This window comes from Halomonas sp. EF61 (assembly GCF_040147045.1).
Taxonomy (GTDB): domain Bacteria; phylum Pseudomonadota; class Gammaproteobacteria; order Pseudomonadales; family Halomonadaceae; genus Halomonas; species Halomonas litopenaei.
The window spans coordinates 1593129-1610297 of sequence record NZ_JAMSHM010000001.1 but is presented as its reverse complement, the minus strand read 5'-3'; the positions used below and the strand labels follow the sequence as shown (position 1 = coordinate 1610297).

20 protein-coding genes and 1 other RNA gene are annotated in these 17169 nt (G+C 61.1%); 16 read left to right on the top strand and 5 right to left on the bottom strand.

Going from position 1 to position 17169, the window contains the following annotated elements; genetic code table 11:
- A complete protein-coding gene (gene grpE, locus NFI08_RS07040) occupies positions 1–645 on the bottom strand; it encodes a nucleotide exchange factor GrpE (RefSeq protein WP_045992288.1) in 645 nt (214 codons plus the stop codon).
- A gap of 397 nt (positions 646–1042) precedes the next feature.
- On the opposite strand from grpE, the gene recN reads away from it, so the two are divergent.
- On the top strand, positions 1043–2716 hold the full coding sequence (gene recN / locus NFI08_RS07035; RefSeq protein WP_349588291.1) for a DNA repair protein RecN: 1674 nt from the start codon (positions 1043–1045) through the stop codon (positions 2714–2716).
- Between the two features lie 228 nt (positions 2717–2944).
- On the opposite strand, the gene fur is transcribed toward recN, so the two are convergent.
- Positions 2945–3391 (bottom strand): ferric iron uptake transcriptional regulator, encoded by a 447-nt coding sequence (gene fur / locus NFI08_RS07030; protein ID WP_045992290.1) that lies wholly within the window; start codon positions 3389–3391, stop codon positions 2945–2947.
- Positions 3392–3463: 72 nt separating this feature from the next.
- Here fur and NFI08_RS07025 point away from each other — a divergent pair, with 72 nt between their 5' ends.
- Positions 3464–3919 (top strand): outer membrane protein assembly factor BamE, encoded by a 456-nt coding sequence (locus NFI08_RS07025; RefSeq protein ID WP_045992301.1) that lies wholly within the window; start codon positions 3464–3466, stop codon positions 3917–3919.
- 164 nt (positions 3920–4083) lie between these two features.
- Here the strand turns inward: NFI08_RS07025 and NFI08_RS07020 are convergent, their stop codons facing one another.
- Positions 4084–4383, bottom strand: a complete 300-nt coding sequence (locus NFI08_RS07020; RefSeq protein WP_045992291.1) for an RnfH family protein — start codon at positions 4381–4383, stop codon at positions 4084–4086.
- An 88-nt stretch (positions 4384–4471) separates the two neighbouring features.
- Positions 4472–4906: a type II toxin-antitoxin system RatA family toxin gene (locus NFI08_RS07015; protein ID WP_045992292.1), complete on the bottom strand. Its 435-nt coding sequence runs from the start codon at positions 4904–4906 to the stop codon at positions 4472–4474.
- 221 nt (positions 4907–5127) lie between these two features.
- On the opposite strand from NFI08_RS07015, the gene smpB reads away from it, so the two are divergent.
- From smpB to NFI08_RS06945, 14 genes are all read left to right on the top strand, one after another.
- Positions 5128–5619: an SsrA-binding protein SmpB gene (gene smpB / locus NFI08_RS07010; RefSeq protein ID WP_045992293.1), complete on the top strand. Its 492-nt coding sequence runs from the start codon at positions 5128–5130 to the stop codon at positions 5617–5619.
- A 54-nt stretch (positions 5620–5673) separates the two neighbouring features.
- Positions 5674–6053: a transfer-messenger RNA gene (gene ssrA, locus NFI08_RS07005) on the top strand.
- Between the two features lie 282 nt (positions 6054–6335).
- Positions 6336–7577 (top strand): tyrosine-type recombinase/integrase, encoded by a 1242-nt coding sequence (locus NFI08_RS07000; protein ID WP_349588284.1) that lies wholly within the window; start codon positions 6336–6338, stop codon positions 7575–7577.
- A gap of 55 nt (positions 7578–7632) precedes the next feature.
- Positions 7633–8142 carry a hypothetical protein gene (locus NFI08_RS06995; RefSeq protein ID WP_349588281.1) on the top strand — a complete coding sequence of 170 codons (510 nt, stop codon included), beginning with the start codon at positions 7633–7635 and terminating at the stop codon, positions 8140–8142.
- 147 nt (positions 8143–8289) lie between these two features.
- Entirely contained in the window at positions 8290–8508 is a 219-nt protein-coding gene (locus NFI08_RS06990; protein ID WP_349588278.1) for a helix-turn-helix transcriptional regulator, read from the top strand.
- A gap of 272 nt (positions 8509–8780) precedes the next feature.
- Entirely contained in the window at positions 8781–8954 is a 174-nt protein-coding gene (locus NFI08_RS06985) for a hypothetical protein (protein ID WP_206942436.1), read from the top strand.
- Positions 8951–9214 carry a hypothetical protein gene (locus NFI08_RS06980; RefSeq protein ID WP_349588274.1) on the top strand — a complete coding sequence of 88 codons (264 nt, stop codon included), beginning with the start codon at positions 8951–8953 and terminating at the stop codon, positions 9212–9214. Before NFI08_RS06985 ends, NFI08_RS06980 begins: the two co-directional genes overlap by 4 nt.
- Positions 9211–9426, top strand: a complete 216-nt coding sequence (locus tag NFI08_RS06975; protein ID WP_349588271.1) for a hypothetical protein — start codon at positions 9211–9213, stop codon at positions 9424–9426. Before NFI08_RS06980 ends, NFI08_RS06975 begins: the two co-directional genes overlap by 4 nt.
- Positions 9426–10394 (top strand): toprim domain-containing protein, encoded by a 969-nt coding sequence (locus tag NFI08_RS06970; protein ID WP_349588268.1) that lies wholly within the window; start codon positions 9426–9428, stop codon positions 10392–10394. Before NFI08_RS06975 ends, NFI08_RS06970 begins: the two co-directional genes overlap by 1 nt.
- Positions 10291–12330: a DUF927 domain-containing protein gene (locus NFI08_RS06965; RefSeq protein ID WP_349588265.1), complete on the top strand. Its 2040-nt coding sequence runs from the start codon at positions 10291–10293 to the stop codon at positions 12328–12330. Before NFI08_RS06970 ends, NFI08_RS06965 begins: the two co-directional genes overlap by 104 nt.
- 167 nt (positions 12331–12497) lie before the next feature.
- Positions 12498–13199 carry a hypothetical protein gene (locus NFI08_RS06960; RefSeq protein WP_349588262.1) on the top strand — a complete coding sequence of 234 codons (702 nt, stop codon included), beginning with the start codon at positions 12498–12500 and terminating at the stop codon, positions 13197–13199.
- On the top strand, positions 13192–13461 hold the full coding sequence (locus NFI08_RS06955) for a hypothetical protein (protein ID WP_349588259.1): 270 nt from the start codon (positions 13192–13194) through the stop codon (positions 13459–13461). The genes NFI08_RS06960 and NFI08_RS06955 overlap by 8 nt, the downstream gene beginning before the upstream one ends.
- Positions 13462–13477: 16 nt before the next feature.
- A complete protein-coding gene (locus NFI08_RS06950; protein ID WP_349588256.1) occupies positions 13478–13957 on the top strand; it encodes a hypothetical protein in 480 nt (159 codons plus the stop codon).
- 64 nt (positions 13958–14021) lie between these two features.
- Entirely contained in the window at positions 14022–14216 is a 195-nt protein-coding gene (locus NFI08_RS06945; protein WP_349588253.1) for a ribbon-helix-helix domain-containing protein, read from the top strand.
- Positions 14217–14931: 715 nt separating this feature from the next.
- Here the strand turns inward: NFI08_RS06945 and NFI08_RS06940 are convergent.
- Positions 14932–15648 carry a DUF3800 domain-containing protein gene (locus NFI08_RS06940; RefSeq protein WP_349588774.1) on the bottom strand — a complete coding sequence of 239 codons (717 nt, stop codon included), beginning with the start codon at positions 15646–15648 and terminating at the stop codon, positions 14932–14934.
- Between the last annotated feature and the right edge of the window lie 1521 nt (positions 15649–17169).

The following is a 17169-nucleotide window of genomic DNA, read 5'->3' as shown; positions in this document are numbered from 1 at the left end:
TCAGCCGGCCGCCTGGCTCACTACCACCATCGCCGGGCGCACCAGGCGTCCGTTGAGCACGTAGCCCTTCTGCATCACGTCGATGACGGTGTTGGGGTCGACCTCGGGGTTCGGCACCATGGCCATGGCCTCGTGGTACTGCGGGTCGAACGGCTCGCCCTGGGGCTCGACGATCTCGACGCCGAACTTGGCCAGTACGTCGAGCTGCATCTTCAGGGTCATGGAGACACCCTCGCGATGCACCTCGGAGGCGTCCTCACCCATGGCCTCAAGCGCCTTTTCCAGGCTGTCGACCACCGGAAGCAGGTCCTTGATGAACTTCTCCAGCGCAAACTTGCGCGCCTTCTCGGCCTCGGCTTCCGCCCGCCTGCGCACGTTCTGCGCCTCGGCGGCGGCACGCAGGGCCTGGTCCTTGGCCTCGGTCACGCTCTGCTCGAGCTCCTCGACGCGGGCCGCCAGCACCTCGGCCTCGGGGTTGTCACCGCCTTCCACGGCCTCGGCCTGTGCCTCATCCTCAGCCTGATCGACGATGTCCTCGAGTTCGCCCTCGACGGCCTCGGCAGCATCGACCGCCTGCTCCGGCTCGCCTTCCTGCTCCTGGCGAGCGAGTTCGTCATCCAACGGGGTCTGGGGATCTTTGGCCATGTGCAGCCTCCTGAAGAAGTCCAACAATTGCGGTAGCACCGCCTGTACAGTGGCTGGTCCGGGGACCAGAGGTTGCAGAGGTATATGGGGTTGGCCACAACAATCTCAAGGGGAAAGACGCAGATCCTGATCAGACTTTCCCCGGCAGGCCCAGGATTTGCCGCAGCGCTGACCCGCAACCACTGAAGTTGCTGCGCAAGGATGCATTGAGGGCGCGCCTGGACTACTGTATAAACAGACACCACATGGATGGATAAACAGTAATGCCAACCCCCATCCATTGCGCCATATCGATGCTCTAGCGATTGCGCGAGCGATTGCCGCACCCATCGCCCTGTACGACCGCCACCCTTGCACTGACCGTCGCACCGCTCGGTGACGCCACCAGGAGGCACGCATGCTGACCGAACTCTCGATCCAGGACTTCGCCATCGTCGACCACCTCGAACTCGAGCTCGAGGGCGGCATGACTGCCATCACCGGCGAGACCGGCGCCGGCAAGTCGATCCTGCTTGGCGCCCTGGGCCTGTGTCTCGGCGAACGCGCCGACGCCGGCAGCGTGCGCCACGGCCAGTCCAGAGCCGACCTGAGCGCGCGCTTCGACATTGCCAACCTGCCCAACGCCCGGGCCTGGCTTGCCAACCGAGAACTGCCCGATGACGACTGCCTGCTGCGTCGCGTGGTCACTAAAAGCGGTCGCTCCAAGGCCTGGATCAACGGCCAGCCGGCCACCATCGCCGACCTCAAGTCGCTGGGCGAGACCCTGATCGAGATCCACGGCCAGCACGCCCACCAGGCCCTGCTGGCCGAGGACACCCACCTGCGCCTGCTCGACGACCTGGCCGGCCACCGTGAATCGGTGAGCCGACTGGCCGAGCTCTATCGGGAGTGGCAGTCCACCCGGCGACAACTGAAACGGCTGGCCGACGACGGCGATGAAATCCGCGCCCGTCGCCAGCTGTTGCGCTATCAGGTGGAAGAACTCGACCAACTCGGCCTGGGCGAAGACGAGCTCGAACAGCTCGAACGTGAACAGGAGCTGCTGGCCCACGCCGAATCGCGCCTGGCGGAGACCCAGTTCGCGCTCGACTGCTGCGATGGCGAGGAAGGCGGCGCCCTGCCCCTGCTCCACCAGGCCAGCCAGCGCCTGGCCGCCCTGCCCGGCAGCGACAAGGGAGCCCTGGCCAACGCCATCGCCTTGCTCGGTGACGCCAGCATTCAGCTCGAGGAAGCCGGCCGCGAACTGCATCAGGTGGTCGCCGACGTGGAACTGGACCCGGAGCGCCTGGCCTGGGTAGAGCAGCGCCTGGGCGAGGCTCACCGCATCGCTCGCAAGCACCATGTACTGCCCGACGAGCTTGTCGCCCTGCACCAGCGCCTGACGGCAGAACTTCAGGGACTGGAGGGCGGTGACGAGGACCTCGAGGCGCTGACCGAGAAGGCCGACACCCTCAAGACAGAATGGCGTGCCCTGGCAGAGACCGTCAGCGCCGCTCGCCAAAAGGCCGCCAAGCGTTTCGGCAAGGAAGTCCAGCAGCAACTGGCGTTTCTGGCCATGGGCAAGGCCCGCTTCGAGGTCGACGTCAGTCGGCGCGATGCCGCCGCTCCAGAGGGCATGGACCGGGTGCGCTTTCTGATCGCCGCCAACCCCGGCCAGCCGCCACGCCCGCTGGCCAAGGTAGCCTCCGGTGGCGAGCTGTCGCGTATCAGCCTGGCCATTCAGGTGATCGCCGCCCAGCACTCCACCATCCCCAGCCTGGTGTTCGATGAGGTCGACGTCGGGGTGTCCGGTGCCACCGCCGAGATCGTCGGCCAGCTGCTCAAGCGACTGGGCCAGGGTGGCCAGGTACTAACGGTGACCCACTTGCCCCAGGTCGCCGCCCAGGCCCACCACCATCTGCACATCGAGAAGAAGGCGCGCAAGGATTCCACCCGCACCCGCATGGCACACCTCGACGAAGCCGGGCGGGTCGGCGAGCTGGCACGCATGCTCGGCGGCGTCAAACTCTCGGACCAGACCCTGGCCCATGCCCGCGAGATGCTCGACGCAAGCCAGCGGGCGCACCACTAGGCCCGGCGAACCCAGACAGCACAGAAAAGCGATACTGAAGAGCAGTACGCAAGAAAAAGCAGCATTTTACAGTGAGCCCACAACGCAAGCGCCACGCCCCCAATTGACGGGGACGTGGCGCTTTTGTGTATCCACTGGCCGAACAGCGCTGATCACATCTTCCAGACACGAGAAAGCCTCCGCCCGGGGGCAGAGGCTCTTGCTCAGCGCTACGCGCAGAGGGATCCGTTACTTCTTGGCGATGCCTTCCTGACGCGTCGCCTTGGAACCCTTGGGTCTGACGTAGAGGACCAGCGCGTGATCGACGAGTTCGAAGCCGTGCTCCTCGGCGATCTCCTGCTGCCGACGCTCGATGGTCTCGTCGAAGAACTCGATGATCTCACCGCTTTCCAGGCACACCATATGGTCGTGATGCTCTTCCTGGGAGAGCTCGAAGACCGCATGGCCACCGTCGAAATTGTGTCGGATCACCAGGCCCGCCGACTCGAACTGAGTCAGCACGCGATACACCGTCGCCAGGCCCACATCTTCACCGGCTTCGAGAAGCGTCTTGTACACGTCCTCGGCGCTGAGGTGGTGCTGATCGGTGGCAGATTCGAGGATCTGCAGGATCTTTACGCGCGGCAGAGTGACTTTCAGTCCAGCCTTGCGCAATTCATGGTTCTTGTCGGCCATGGTTGCTCTTCGCAGTATCAGGTAGGGTCGGGTATGATCGACCGACCCCACGATAGTGAAGAACAGGCGCAAATGCAAAAGTTGACCGGAATTGTCACCCTTTCACTGGCCCTGGCGCTGACCAGCGGCTGCACCTACTTCAGCGTGTACAAGCGCGACCTGGCACAGGGCAACCTGGTGACCAACAGCATGGTCGAACAGCTGCGCCCCGGCATGTCCCGACAGGAGGTCATCAACCTCATGGGCTCGCCGCTGCTGGAGGCCCCGTTCAGCGCCGACCAGTGGGACTACGTCTACCGTCTCGACGAAGCTTACGGCGACGTGATGCAAAGACGCGTCACCCTGACCTTCGCCGGCAACAACCTGGTCAATATCGACCGGGAAGGCGACTTCAGCATGAACCCGGACGTGGCAGGCAAGCATAGCTACGGCGTAGGCCCCACCAGCGGCGGCGGCGACGATAACCCCGAGGGCGAAGCCAATATCGAGCCGATCTACAACCGCACCGTGGATCCCGAGCGCGAGTAAGCCGTTGGCGCCAGCGAGAACACGCATCAGGGTGGCCACAACGGCCACCCTGGTTGGTTCTACGCCTGGCTGGTTCTACGCCTGGTGGGCTCTACACCTAGGCGCTTCCATGCGCAGCGCCTTCGCTCAGACGGCGACGCACCTGCCCCGGCCGCCCAGGGTCGCTAGGAGGAAGAGCGGCTACGAGCCGCCCTCTCTGCCCTCGCCGCCTTGGGATCGATCTTCAACGGTCGATAGACCTCTACGCGATCACCGTCACGCAGTATCTGCCGTGAGGGTTCTTTCAACGCCTTGCCGAAGATACCGAGACTGGCCTCGCTGAAGGTTTCCACAGGCAGTTCGGGAAACAGCGACGGCAGGTCGGCCAACGCCAGCGCTTCGCTGGCGGTCGTGCCCTTGGCGACGCGCAGCGCGACAAGACGTTGCTTATGCGGCAAGGCAAAGGCCACTTCCACGCGAAGCACCTCGTCGCTTGCGTCTTCCTTTATATCTGGCCCCGCCGAGTGATCGACAGGTGCCGGCTCGACACGAGGAGCCGAGGGTCTCGCGCTGTCAGCGGCCATAGAGCTCATCGGCACGCCGCGTGAAGGCATCCACCTGCTGGCCCGCGATCTGCTGGAAGACCTTGCCAAAGGCCATGCCGAGCAGCCGGCTGGAGAACTCGAAGTCCATCTCCAGGCTGACCTTGCACACGTTCTCGCCCATGGTGATGAATTTCCAGCGCCCGTCCAGTCGCTTGAACGGCCCCTTTACCAGCGACAGCTCGATACGGTCAGGCTCATGCAGGTCATTTCGGGTGACGATGGTCTGCTCGATGCCGGCCCGCCCCAGGGTCATTTCGCCGATCAGGTGCGATTCGTCCTTCTCCAGCAGCCGCGCGCGACGGCAGCCCGGCAGAAACTCCGGATAGCGCTCGAAATCGTTGACCAGATCGAACATCTGCTTGGGGGTGTGCCGCACCATGGCGGACCGATTGACGGTTGGCATTGACCTCTCCGCTGACTTCCAGAAGCCCAGGGCGTATCATGAGCGGTTATTTCGGCCTCAAATGGTAGCACGCTTCCCCGGCAGAACTGGAGACAGCCGAAAGGGGGACCGACGGGCAGCGCCGCCGTGGCAACCGCCTGGCGTCGACCCGGAAGGCTACACATCGGGCCGCATCGGTTACGAAACCGCTTCCACGACCGATTCAGACATCAAGAGGTTCCATGGCCAGCAAGAAGGGAAAGGACAAGGGTCCCGGCAACAACACCATCGCCCAGAACAAGAAGGCGCGCTTCGAATACCATATCGACGAGTCCTTCGAGGCCGGGCTGGTGCTGGCGGGATGGGAGGTCAAGAGCCTGCGTGCCGGCAAGGCCCAGCTCACCGACACCTACATTCTGGTGAAGAACGGCGAGGCCTGGTTGCTCGGCAGCCATATCATGCCGCTCAACACCACCAGCACCCACGAGGTGGCGGACCCCACGCGCACGCGCAAGCTGCTGCTTCACCGCAAGGAGATCGCCAAGATCTTCTCGCGCACCCAGGACAAGGGGCACACCTGTGTGCCGCTGAAGCTGTACTGGAAAGGCAGCCGGGTGAAGTGTGAGCTGGCGCTGGTGACGGGCAAGAAGCTCCACGACAAGCGCGCCACCGAGAAGGATCGCGACTGGCAGCGTCAGAAGGGCCGCGTCATGCGGGAACAAAACCGCGCCTGAGCCGTCAGATGTAGTACAGACCGCCGGATCTTTGGTACACTGGCGGGGCGTTACGGGGGCGACATGGTTTCGACGCTGATGACAACCCCTGAGGTGCATGCCGAGAGCGTGATGTATCTCGTAAATCCAACATCACGATTAAATAGTCGCAAACGACGAAAACTACGCTCAGGGCGCGCTGGCAGCGTAAAAACTGCTAGCTTCTAGTCCTACCCGGCGGCGACGTGCTCATCCGTTGCCAATGGGCTACGAGCCAAGATAGGTGAGATCGCGGTTGGCGCTGTCCTCTCGTCAATCGCTAAACTTTGGAGGAATCGCGTTTCGGGATCCTGCCCGTCGGAGCCCGAGGCGTTAAATCAAATGACGGAACTAAGCATGTAGAGCCAATGGGCGAGTGTCGGCGGACGCGGGTTCGATTCCCGCCGCCTCCACCAAATCAAGGTTTCAGGACTTCCCAGCAAGCACCAGAAACCGCATGAATAGGGGCCTTCGGGCCCCTTTCTTGTGTCTGGACGTTCCACAACGTTTCTTGACATGCCCCCACCAAAGGGGGCATTTATGGGGGCACATAGCCTAAGCCGCTACCCTGATGCCCCCAAATCTGCCAGAAACCGCGCCAGCAGGCGCTTGGCGGGCCAATGACCTGCCCCCACATTTGGGGGCATATGGCACAACAGGATGGGGGCATATGGCGATTACCACCCGAGGTGCCCCCAATGAGCCGCCAGACCAACAAGCTGTCCGCCACCGCCGTGAGGATGGCCAAGCCGAGAGCAAAGGCATTCAAGATGGCCGATGGTGGTGGCCTGTATCTGGAGGTCTCCACCAGCGGGAGCAAATACTGGCGGATGAAGTACCGCCACGCTGGCAAGGAGAAGCGGCTGGCCATTGGCGTCTATCCTGATATCTCCCTAGTGGCCGCACGCGAGGCACGAGACGCAGCCAAGCGCCAGCTTGCACAGGGCATTGACCCCAGCACCGCCAAGCGCATCGCTCGCCAGCAGGGTGAGCAAGACGCGGCCAATACGTTCATGGCCGTGGCCGCCGAATGGCTGGAAAAGGTTCACCAGCATGACGTGGTGCCCGCCCACTACCAGCGGAACAAGCGCCGGCTGGAGCGCGACGCCTTCCCCGTCATCGGCAAGCGCCCTCTCTCTGAGATCACGCCGCCTGAGCTTCTGGCCTGTCTGCGCCGCATCGAGGAGCGCGGCCATATCGAGACGGCTCATCGAGTGAAGACGCTATGCGGCCAAGTGTTCCGCTACGGCATTTCCACAGGGCGCGTGGAGCGTGACCCTACGCCTGACCTACGTGGAGCGCTGCGCCCCCACAAGGCCAAGCACTACGCTGCCGTGACTGACCCCAAAGAGGTGGTGGGCCTGCTGCGAGCGATTGAGGGCTACGGGGGCCAGCCAGTCACCATTGCCGCCTTGAAGCTGGCACCTCTGGTCTTTACTCGCCCTGGTGAGCTTCGACAAGCGCTGTGGAGCGACATTGACCTGGAGGAAGCTACGTGGACATTCAATGCCAGCAAGACAGGACAAGCCCATGTGGTGCCCCTACCGTCCCAAGCCGTGGGCATCCTGCGCGACCTGTATGGACTGACCGGACGTGCTGAGTACGTTTTCCCAGGCATCCGTAGCAGCAAGCGACCGATGAGCAACAACACCATCAAGGCCGCGCTGGACCGTATGGGCTTCAAAGGTGAGATGACGGCGCACGGCTTCAGGGCGATGGCGCGAACCATCCTGGCCGAGCGCCTGAACTACCCCGAGCACTATATAGAGCAGCAACTGGCGCATGCCGTGAAGGATAGCAACGGTCGCGCCTACAACCGCACCTCTCACCTGGAACAACGTCGCGAGATGCTGCAAAGCTGGGCCGATTACCTGGATGCCCTGCGCACTGGTGCCGACAACGTGGTGCCGATCCGCGAGAACAAGGCTGCTATCGAGTAGCAACACCCCTCCTGACAATATTTCGCAACACTTACAATGCGGCGTTGAGGTAAAGATGCATCCGAAAACTGAAGAGCTCACTGCTAAAGTCGGGGCTGACATGGAATCCCTTCGTGAGCGGAGGGACTGGCTGAAGAGCATGATTGATGAAGCGGAACCGCGAAGCGTAACGGTTGACGCCGGAGAGCTATATGGTGCCCTCCTGAAGCCCCTGGAGGAAAAGATCGAGGCATATGAAGTGCTGCTTGAATATGCTGACGAGCTTTTCGAGCTTCGCGATTATTACCGGGCGGTATCACAGAAGATACCCAGCATTCTGGAGCTCGCTGGGCAGGTTAGGGAAGAGGCTGCCGGTGCAATCTCCAGGGATGCTTCTGAGGAGCCAGAAGGCTTGCTTAAGCTCGCCATGGAGATCCAAGAAGAGTTCTGGAATGGAGCTAAAAAACCTCCAAAACAAGACTTTTTGGTGGCCGAGATTATGCGTCGCTACGGTGTTTCGGAAATCAAGGCTAAGGCTATCGAGGCGGTGGCATGCCCAATCGACAGGGCAAAGCGTTCATCATAACCCTCAACCATTAAGAATCTGTAATTAAAGGCTTTTTGACTCTAAAGGCAGCCAAATAGCTATTGCCCTCAGGGTCTTTCTCTTTGCCCTGAGGGTTAGCCAGTAACTCACGATGCTCATGCAATCCATCGCATAGGGCACCGTGACATGCCAGACACTACCAATAAGTCCGCACTACTCCGCCGCCCCGAAGTGCTGCAACGCTGCGGAATCTCGAACTCCACCCTTCACCGCCTGATCAATGCTGGCGACTTCCCGCCACCGATCCAGCTTAGCCCCCGCGCTGTGGCCTGGATTGAGGAGGAAGTCTCCACCTGGATCGACCAACGCATTGAGGCCAGCCGTTCCCAAGGGGGTGCAGCATGATGCTTGCGCCCGCTACCTCCTGCCACTATGCTGGCCCGGCTGCTGCAAATTCAGCAGCCGACCTTGGCCGGTCGCAACATCCAAGGCGCACAAGCGCCCCTTCCATAGCTGGCGCTTTTTCTGTGCCCGCTATGCGTTATGGCGGCTGTGCGTGGGACGCCTTCGGGCGTGCCGGTTCCCTTGGATGCCGGTCGGCCAACCCGCGTACAGTCGCCCCCATCCGCTGTTTGGCCGCAGCCGGGGACGACTCCACAATCCAAGGAGCGTCACCCATGGCATCACGCCTATTCCCTACCCTCAGTCCGTCTAAATCACGCGCCGCCGCGCATCGAGCGATGGCAAAGGCTGCGCTCTTCTCTGATTCAAGCGCCGCCGTCCGGCTCAAGCGCTACAACTCCCATATGCAGAAAGCCCGCCACCTGGAAGCCCAGGAGGTGGCCCAATGAGCTGTCCTGCCCACTACCTCACCGTTTCCGCAAGCCTCGACCGTGAAGACGCTTTCGACGCGCTGACCCTTTCTGTCCAGCACGCAATGAGCGCGACTCAGATGGTAGAGCTTGCGCTATCCGATGCAGCAGATGGGGGCGAGCTTCAAGTCTCACCAGCGCTGATGGCCACGTCTCTGCACGGTGTCGAAACACACCTTGCCGCCGTCCTGGCCTTTGCTGATCGCCTCATGAAGCAAGCCCAGGAGGTGAGCCAATGACGCATGAACAAGCCGCCGAATTGGTGAGCGCTGCCAATGACCTGCTGGCGCTGGGGGATAGGCTCGATGCTGTCGCCCACGCGCTGGCTGACGAGGGGCAGCCCCAGTCCAGCTATCAGCCTCTTGTTGATGCCACTGGGCATATTGCTGGCGCGATCTGTTCGACGCTCGATGCCCTGACCACCCAGAGCGTGGAAGGGAGGGCTCTGTGATGATCACCAATACGCGAAGGGCCCGACACCCCGAAGGAAGCCAGGCCCATAGTGAAGCGCCACGCGAAGCGCTCTCCAAGCATAGCAGCATTGAGGCAGCGCTTGCCGAGGCGTTGGTCAGGCATGGCGTCAGTCTGACACCCAAAGCATCTGGACGCTTTGAGCGCTTCGATACGTCGGACAAGCCCAAGGGCAATGCCAACGGCTGGTATCGCATCCACTCGCCCCAGGCGGCCAGCTTCGGTATTTGGCACATGGACCTGGTGGAAACAGTGACGCTCGATGGCCCCAGCGATCCAGAGGCGGCAGCAGCGGCCCGACAGGAGGCCATGCGGGCCCGTGAGCAACGAGACAAACAGCGACGCCAGCGGGAAGCCGAAGCCAAGGGAAAAGCGGCCCGATGGTGGGCACAGTCTCGCCCCGCCGATCCTGGCCATCCCTACCTGACCGGCAAGGGCCTGCCGCCCTACAACCTGCGCCAGCAGGGCAACATGCTGCTGATGCCGCTGTTCCTCGATGGGGAGCTGGTCAACCTGGAGCGCGTCTTTCCGGATGGTGCCAAGCGCCCATTGCCTGGCGGTCGTGTTCGTGGCGCTGCGAGCCTGATAGGCCAATTGGCTGGTGCTGAGCATGTGCTGGTAGCCGAGGGCTGGTCAACGGCTGCTGCCCTGCATGAAGCCATGGGCTGCCCGGTCGTGGTCGCCCGCAATGCCGACAACCTGGCCCCAGTCGCCCGTCGCCTGCGTCAGCAACTGCCCGAGGAAGTGGCCATCACCATCGGCGGCGACGATGACCGACACCTACCGGCACAGGGCCTGCCCAACAAGGGGCGTGTGTCGGCACGTCATGCAGCCCTGGCCATTGATGCTCGATTGCTCATGCCAACGTTCTGTGAGGGCTGTGAGGGCTGCACCGACTTTGCGGACGTGCGCCAGTGCAGGAAGGGAGGGCATCACCATGGCGAGTAACTGCCCAGACACCTTTGACCTGTTCGGTGATCCCTTTGGATCGGAGACTGATCCCGGACACATGCAAAAAGAGGTGTCCCACGTGTCCCACGTGTCCCATCCCAGTAATGACGGGGCTTCCAGCCGGGACACGTCCGAAAAAAGTGGTGTCCCGAGGTGTCCCATCGGCCACGAGGAGAGCGCCGTAAACGATGACAACGCGCCCGAACCAGTAGGCGAACCCAAGCGCCCCAGCTTCATCACCCATCTGACGCGCACGCAGTATGGCCCGCCTGGCCTGCACTACCACGGCCAGCGCCAGCCCAGGGGTGAAGGCGATCCAGAGCCATTCGACGTATGGGTGTGCAGCCCTATCGAATGCCTGGCAGCCACCCACGATGAGCGAGGCGACAACCACGGGCTATTACTTCGCTTCAAGCCGCCCTATGGCGCTTGGCGAGAGTGGGCGATGCCCCAGCGACTGCTGAAGGGTAGTGGCGAAGAGATGCGCGGTGAACTGCTGGACATGGGAGTAAGGATCAATCCAGACGCCCATCGCTGGCTGACCAAGTGGCTAGCCCAAGCTGCGCCCAAGTCCGAAGTCATCGCCGCCACGCGGGTAGGCTGGCACCAGTTGGAAGGTGGTCGAGTGTTCGTCATGCCGCGACGGAGCATTGCTGCCGGGACGCTGGGCAGCCAGATCACCTTCCAGAGCGAGCACGCGGGGCAAGGTGACTACGCCACCGCTGGCACCCTGGACGGCTGGCGCAGCCGCATAGGTGCCCTGTGCAGCGGCAACCCACTGCTGGTCCTCGCAGTCTCCGCCGCCCTGGCTGGCCCGCTGCTGTACCTCACCCACCGCCAAACCGCTGGCATTCACCTAGTGGGGGATTCGTCCAACGGCAAGACCACCGCCCTGGAAGTGGCTGCAAGCGTCTGGGGCAGTCCTGAGTTCAAGCGCACCTGGCGTGCCACAGGCAACGGCCTGGAAGGCATTGCAGCCGCCTTGAGCGACACCGCCCTGGTGCTGGACGAGATCGGGGAGGCTGACGGCAGGGAGGTAGGCGCTACCGTCTACGCCTTGGGCAACGGCACCGGCAAGGCTCGCGCCAGCCGCACGGGAAATGCCCGGCGACCTCACCGCTGGCGTATTGCGGTGTTGAGCAGCGGCGAGCACACCCTGGCCGCCCACATGAGCGAGGCAGGCAAGCGCCCCAAGGCCGGGCAAATGGTGCGCCTGCTGGATATTCCTGCCAAGCGCCAGCACGGGGCCTTTGATGACCTGCACAACCTGCCTGATGGCCGGGCCTTCGCCGATCACCTGAAAACAGAGGTGACACGCCAGTACGGCCATCTTGGTCCCGCCTTCATCGAGCACCTGGTGATCGAGAGCCGCGACCTGGCTGGAGAGGTGGACAGGTTCGCTCAATTGGACGGGTTTACCACCACCAACCCGCTACAGGGACGTGCCGCCAAGGTGCTCGCGCTGATCGGGCTGGCGGGAGAACTGGCCATCGAGTATGGGCTGGTGGGCTGGCAGGAGGGAGAGGCCATGGGGGCTGCTATTGACGCCTTCCAAGCCTGGTCTGCTGGCCAAGGTGGGGTGCGCACAGAGCACGAGCAAATTCTTGCCAGCGTGCGAGGGTTTATCGAGCGTCATGGCGATGCACGTTTCAGTAGCGCGTTCGCTGATCCCCTCCAGTCGCCCACAGTTTACAACCGGGCTGGCTGGTGGCGTGACGATGCTGAGGGGAGGACGTACCTCTTCAGCGGCGATGGGCTGGGCGAAGCGCTTCGAGGCTTCGACCTGAAGCGAGGCACCGAAGCCCTGGAAGCCGCTGGCTGGCTGGTCGAGCGAGAGAGTGACAAGCGCTCCATTCGAATTTGGATCAGCGGGAGTCGTCGTCGCGTCTATGCCATCCGCCCAGTTGAAGGCGAGGAGGAGGCCGCAGCATGAGCCTAAGTAACGTTTATCAGACCCTGTCTGGGACACCTGGACACCATACGGGTCCCAGACGTGTCCCGCCGCAAACCCGCATGGTTGAGCCTTTGGGACACATGGGACACGTGGGACACCACAAAATGCAGGATGGCGGAAAGGATGACCCTGGCAGGAGTGTCGAGGTGCTGCTGGCTGCCCTCGCTGATGCTGGTAGACACCTTGGCCACGACCTGGTGGGCCAAGTTCGGGCAAGGCTGATGATGATGGATCGTCAGTCCCGCGCCGAACTAGCTGCCGCCATTGATGACGCCTTCGAGGTGGCCCCGGACCTGACCAGCGCCCGCCAGCAGGCTCGCCGAATACTAACCAATACGAGCGCCCGGCAGGCAGCTATGGCTGTGTGGCCCGCCTACCCTGAGCCGGAGGAGTCGGTATCCAACGTCGAGTATATGGCCCCCTGGCTGGCGCTTATCGCCCAACACTGCTCCCTGGTGCCCGACGATCACCGCTACCTGGCTCACCACCTGTCAGGGCTGCCGGATGCCCAGGCCATGCAGAAGGCGCGGCGATACGCTCAAGCATGGCTGAGGGCTGCTGATGGCGAGCCCCGCAACCACCGCAAAGAGAATGCCGGGAGGCGTGCCGCCAATGCCTCCCTGGTGCCTCAAAGGGCTGTGTCTATGGCCACGACAGCCCACCGCCCACACCAGCAGCACCACGGCGCACCTGAGCCACTACCGGCAGGCGTGCGCATGAGCTGGACACTATTGGTGGATGAAAAGCGATTAGCGATTGCTGGTCGTCCTATGACAGAGGATGAAGCGCTGGCTTCTGCTCGATCACGCTGGCCTCTATCTGACGTGGAGGTGTTAACCAATGCGTGACGACGCCATCCGTGAGGCAACCCGCCTGCTGGCCAGTCTGCGCAGCATGAGAGCCGACACAGTGCCCGAAGCCGAGGGGGTGCTGGCCACCCTGAAGGACAGCCCCGACCATAACGCCCTGATGGGGTGCGCGGCAGTGCTGGAAGAGATCGACGCCCGGATGCCTGGCGGCACGCTGGCCGGATTGGTCCGCATTCGGCTGAAGTCTCTCACCGGCATGGTCAACGCCATGCTGGATGACGCCCCACCGCCTGCCGCCTGATATTGAGGACACGACCATGAGCAACGCTATCACCCGTAACGCACTCGCCAACGCAGCCGCCCAGGGCATCGGTATTGGTCACCTGACCCCCGGCCAGACATGGGCGGCCCACCACCTAGCCATGCCGCCTGAGCGCCTGACAAGGCCGCTGGCATCGCATATCGCCGCCCTACTGGAGAACGTCGAGCGCTTGGCACGTCGCCGTTTCTTTGATGGCGTGGCCAAGGACGATGCTGATGAGATGATCAAGCGGGCCTATGACGAGGATAACCCCATGTTCCTGCGCGGCCCGATCATGGAGACCTTGAACGATGGCATGCAGGAATTCTTCCCTGGCCTGAAGCCGTCAGGCGTGGACGATGAGGGGCGAGAGGTGTTCAACCTGGCTGATCTGGCCCAAGCGCTGGGAGCTAGCGAGGAGGACTTGCTAGCCCATGCCGAGAAGATGGGTATAACCGACCAGCTACGCACGACGCCGCCCAACCCGTTGCACTGACCACCTGCACGGCCCCGGCAAACGCTGGGGCCTCGCTTTTCCAGACTGACAAAAGGGCCGAACCATGAGCCGTAACCCGAGACGCCTGGCCGATCCCATACGCCTGATCGTCAGCGTAGAGCGTGAAGTGGCGGAAGCCGTCGACGCCCTGATGGAGCAAGGCCGCTACCACCGGCACCGCAACCGTACCGAGTTCGTCCGCCTGGCCATCGAGAGGGAGCTGGTGCGATGCCAGTCTGATGATTTTGATGGTCCCTAAAAGGGCAGTGAAGATTTTTCCGAAGTCGTCACGCGCGTGAGGCCGGGAAGGTTTTTTCGCAGTCACTACGCGCGCGAGGCGCAGCCATGATAGCCGCGTGACTTTCGCTGCCACCAAGCCCCTAATAGGCCAAAGGAAACGCCCTACGGCAACGGGCAACGCCGCCGAACCAGTTGGCTGGCGGGCAACCCATCTGCCATATTGAGATACGCCAAAGCCCAAAGCCCGAGGGGGCCATGAACAGGAGCAAAAAGGCAGACTGGTATCTGGACACCCAGAGCCAGGCGGGGCTCTACCACTGGTTCGCTATGCAAGACGGTCATAGGTGTCGCCCCCGGTCTCTGTGCAGCATGTACCTCTATGGACCTTGGAGCCACCAACAGACAGGAGGCCTAAGCCAAGACGAGCAATGCCCGGCGTGCAGAAACCGCCTTAGCGGTTACCCTTCGCCAAAGGACCCATAGCCACATAGCCCAGCCATCGCGCTAATCTTTTTCGTCGTCACTGCAAAGATTTTGTAGTGATGATCGCAGGGGTGGTCGGACCGGCCACCCCTGATCACCACGTTCAGAACAGGTTCTCACCCTGGCTCGAGGGTAAGTTCACAGATGTTGTGCCCTGGGGCGGATAAGTGGGCAAGGTCCATGTGGCCATTGCAATAGCCAATCATCAGCTTGCGGCTGTCACCCCATGAGGCTTTCATTGCCCACTATTTTCAGTAAGGAGCTTGCATCACAGAGCTTTGTACGGCTTCTCGTCTAGCATTCTGAAAGAAGTACTCAAAGCAACCTGATAGACAAGGTTTCAAAATATTGTAATAGTCTGACGTCTTGCCTTCGTAGTGAAGCTGTATGGCTCCAGCTAGCATATCGGCAAACTGAATGCCCATCTCTGCACTGCTATCTATCTGCTTGATACCAAGCTGAGTACCTCCCCCACTATGAAACTGGCGTTCAAAAATAGCTTGACGGAGGTAAATATCCAAAGGATTTCCTGAATTAGGAGCAATACCTCTAGGGTCGGGTATAAGCGTCACCCTGCTACATGCAGTTATTGGATTAAGCAGAGAGCACTTGATAAAATAGTTGTATAGCATGGAGTCATCGCTGCGTAGCCATGGAAACACCCCTTGCTTCGCTACGACAATTGCATGGTATTCAATCGTTGGGTGGTCAACGCACAGCTGCACTGCTTTCTGGCAAAATTTTATGCGAAGCCTGTGAGGCATATCCACCCACTTCATTTCTCCTCTTGGAGGCCATCCGGCTTCTTTTTTTAACTTCTTAACTGTTCTGGCAAGGTGTTTTTTTGCATCTATGCAGGTGAATGCGCTAGCAATAGTGATGTGCCTAGAAGAGCCACCTTGCCCAAAGGGAGCATCGAACTTCCATCCTAGGTCACCACTTTCATCCAAGAAAATTAACCGCTGCATAGGCAAGTATAGACTTCTTCGGAAAATAAAAAGGCCAATGCAAGCGCATTGGCCTAATAAAGGGTGTGACCCCTAGGGCCGGCGCACAAAGCAGTACGCTTACGATGCAAATGCTGTCGCGGTGACCTAGGCCTTACTCACACAACCTGATGATGAGGAAGATATCGCCTAGCGTCAAGCCAAACCGTCACATCAATTATCATGCTTCATGCAAAGAAAAAACGAAGATATCTACTTAAGCAGTTGATATTGAATGACTTTTATCGAACTCGAGAATTGAAATGAGAACGCGGCCCTATCCTCCTTTAGGCGTATGCTACCAAGCAAATTTCTCGCTGCGGTAGCGACTAACTGCCGGCTGAGCCGGATGCCCGCCCTTTTCCCGAACGCCCATCCTAAGCAGACGGCCGAACTAACCGCCTCCGCCTCTTGACCCTAGTGAGCTGGACCGGACCAGCATGGCGCAACCATGCGCCTTCGGTAAACAGCCGGCAGAATGTTAAGGAATGTTAAGGTTGGGCCGCCGGTCCCATGCTAAGGAATGCAAAGGTCATCCGGCTATGACCAGCACCAGGATGTTGACGAATGTTGACATCAAGCCACGGGAAAAGCCGGGTCCTTACTAGGGCCGGATTTGGCGTTCACGGGGGCGGGCAGCCGTGGATTCCGGCATTTTTTGCACGCCCCTGCACCACCACCAGCTCCCACAGCCCGCATGGTTGCTGCGTTTCGCCTCTTCAGGGTGGGGCATGGGCTGGCGGAGTGAAGAGCCCCGAGCCTGTAGAAATTTGTGCTGAGAACCTGAAAAAACCTGAAACGCTGGACGCCTGTCCTGGATGCACGAAGCTCGCTGCTGGCGAAATGATGAAGACGCACCTCTTTCCTCAGGAATCCCATACCGTCGCGCCTAGAGGGAGGGGGTAGGTGAAGAGTTCGCGACCTTGGCAGCGTAGACCGGCGAGGACCCTTCGATGAATCGCTAACCCAGTTTTTCCCGTTGGCCAGGATCACCAGCAACCGATGCTTGAGCGACCGCAGCCCCACCCCGAGATGAACGGTAACTGCCGAGAATCGACTGGCGAGTACTCAAGGGGGCAGAAAGGCACGAAAGGGGGCACATATGGGGGCACAAGAGAAACAAAAAAACTCAACATCGCAACATTTTCAAATACTTGTGAAGACTTTTAGTTGGACGCCGCCTCCACCAACACCGACGAAAAAGCCACCTCATCTGAAGGTGGCTTTTTTGTACCCGGAAGATACAAAGGTCAAAGGTGAGCCAAGGGCGAGGTCGGCGCTCTCTACAGACCCAGGGGTTCGATTCCCGCCGCCTCCACCAACACCGACGAAAAGGGCTTGCCAAGACGCCGATCCCATCGAGCAACGCGATTTCCATGGTGTCGAAAGAGCCGGCTAGTGCTAAAGTCATATTGTTATGTTTTTAAGCACGCAGGAAACTCTGATAGAAGCACGAACCTCGTCAGGTACCGCAGGTGGACTCCGGCCCAGCGCTGCTTGAAA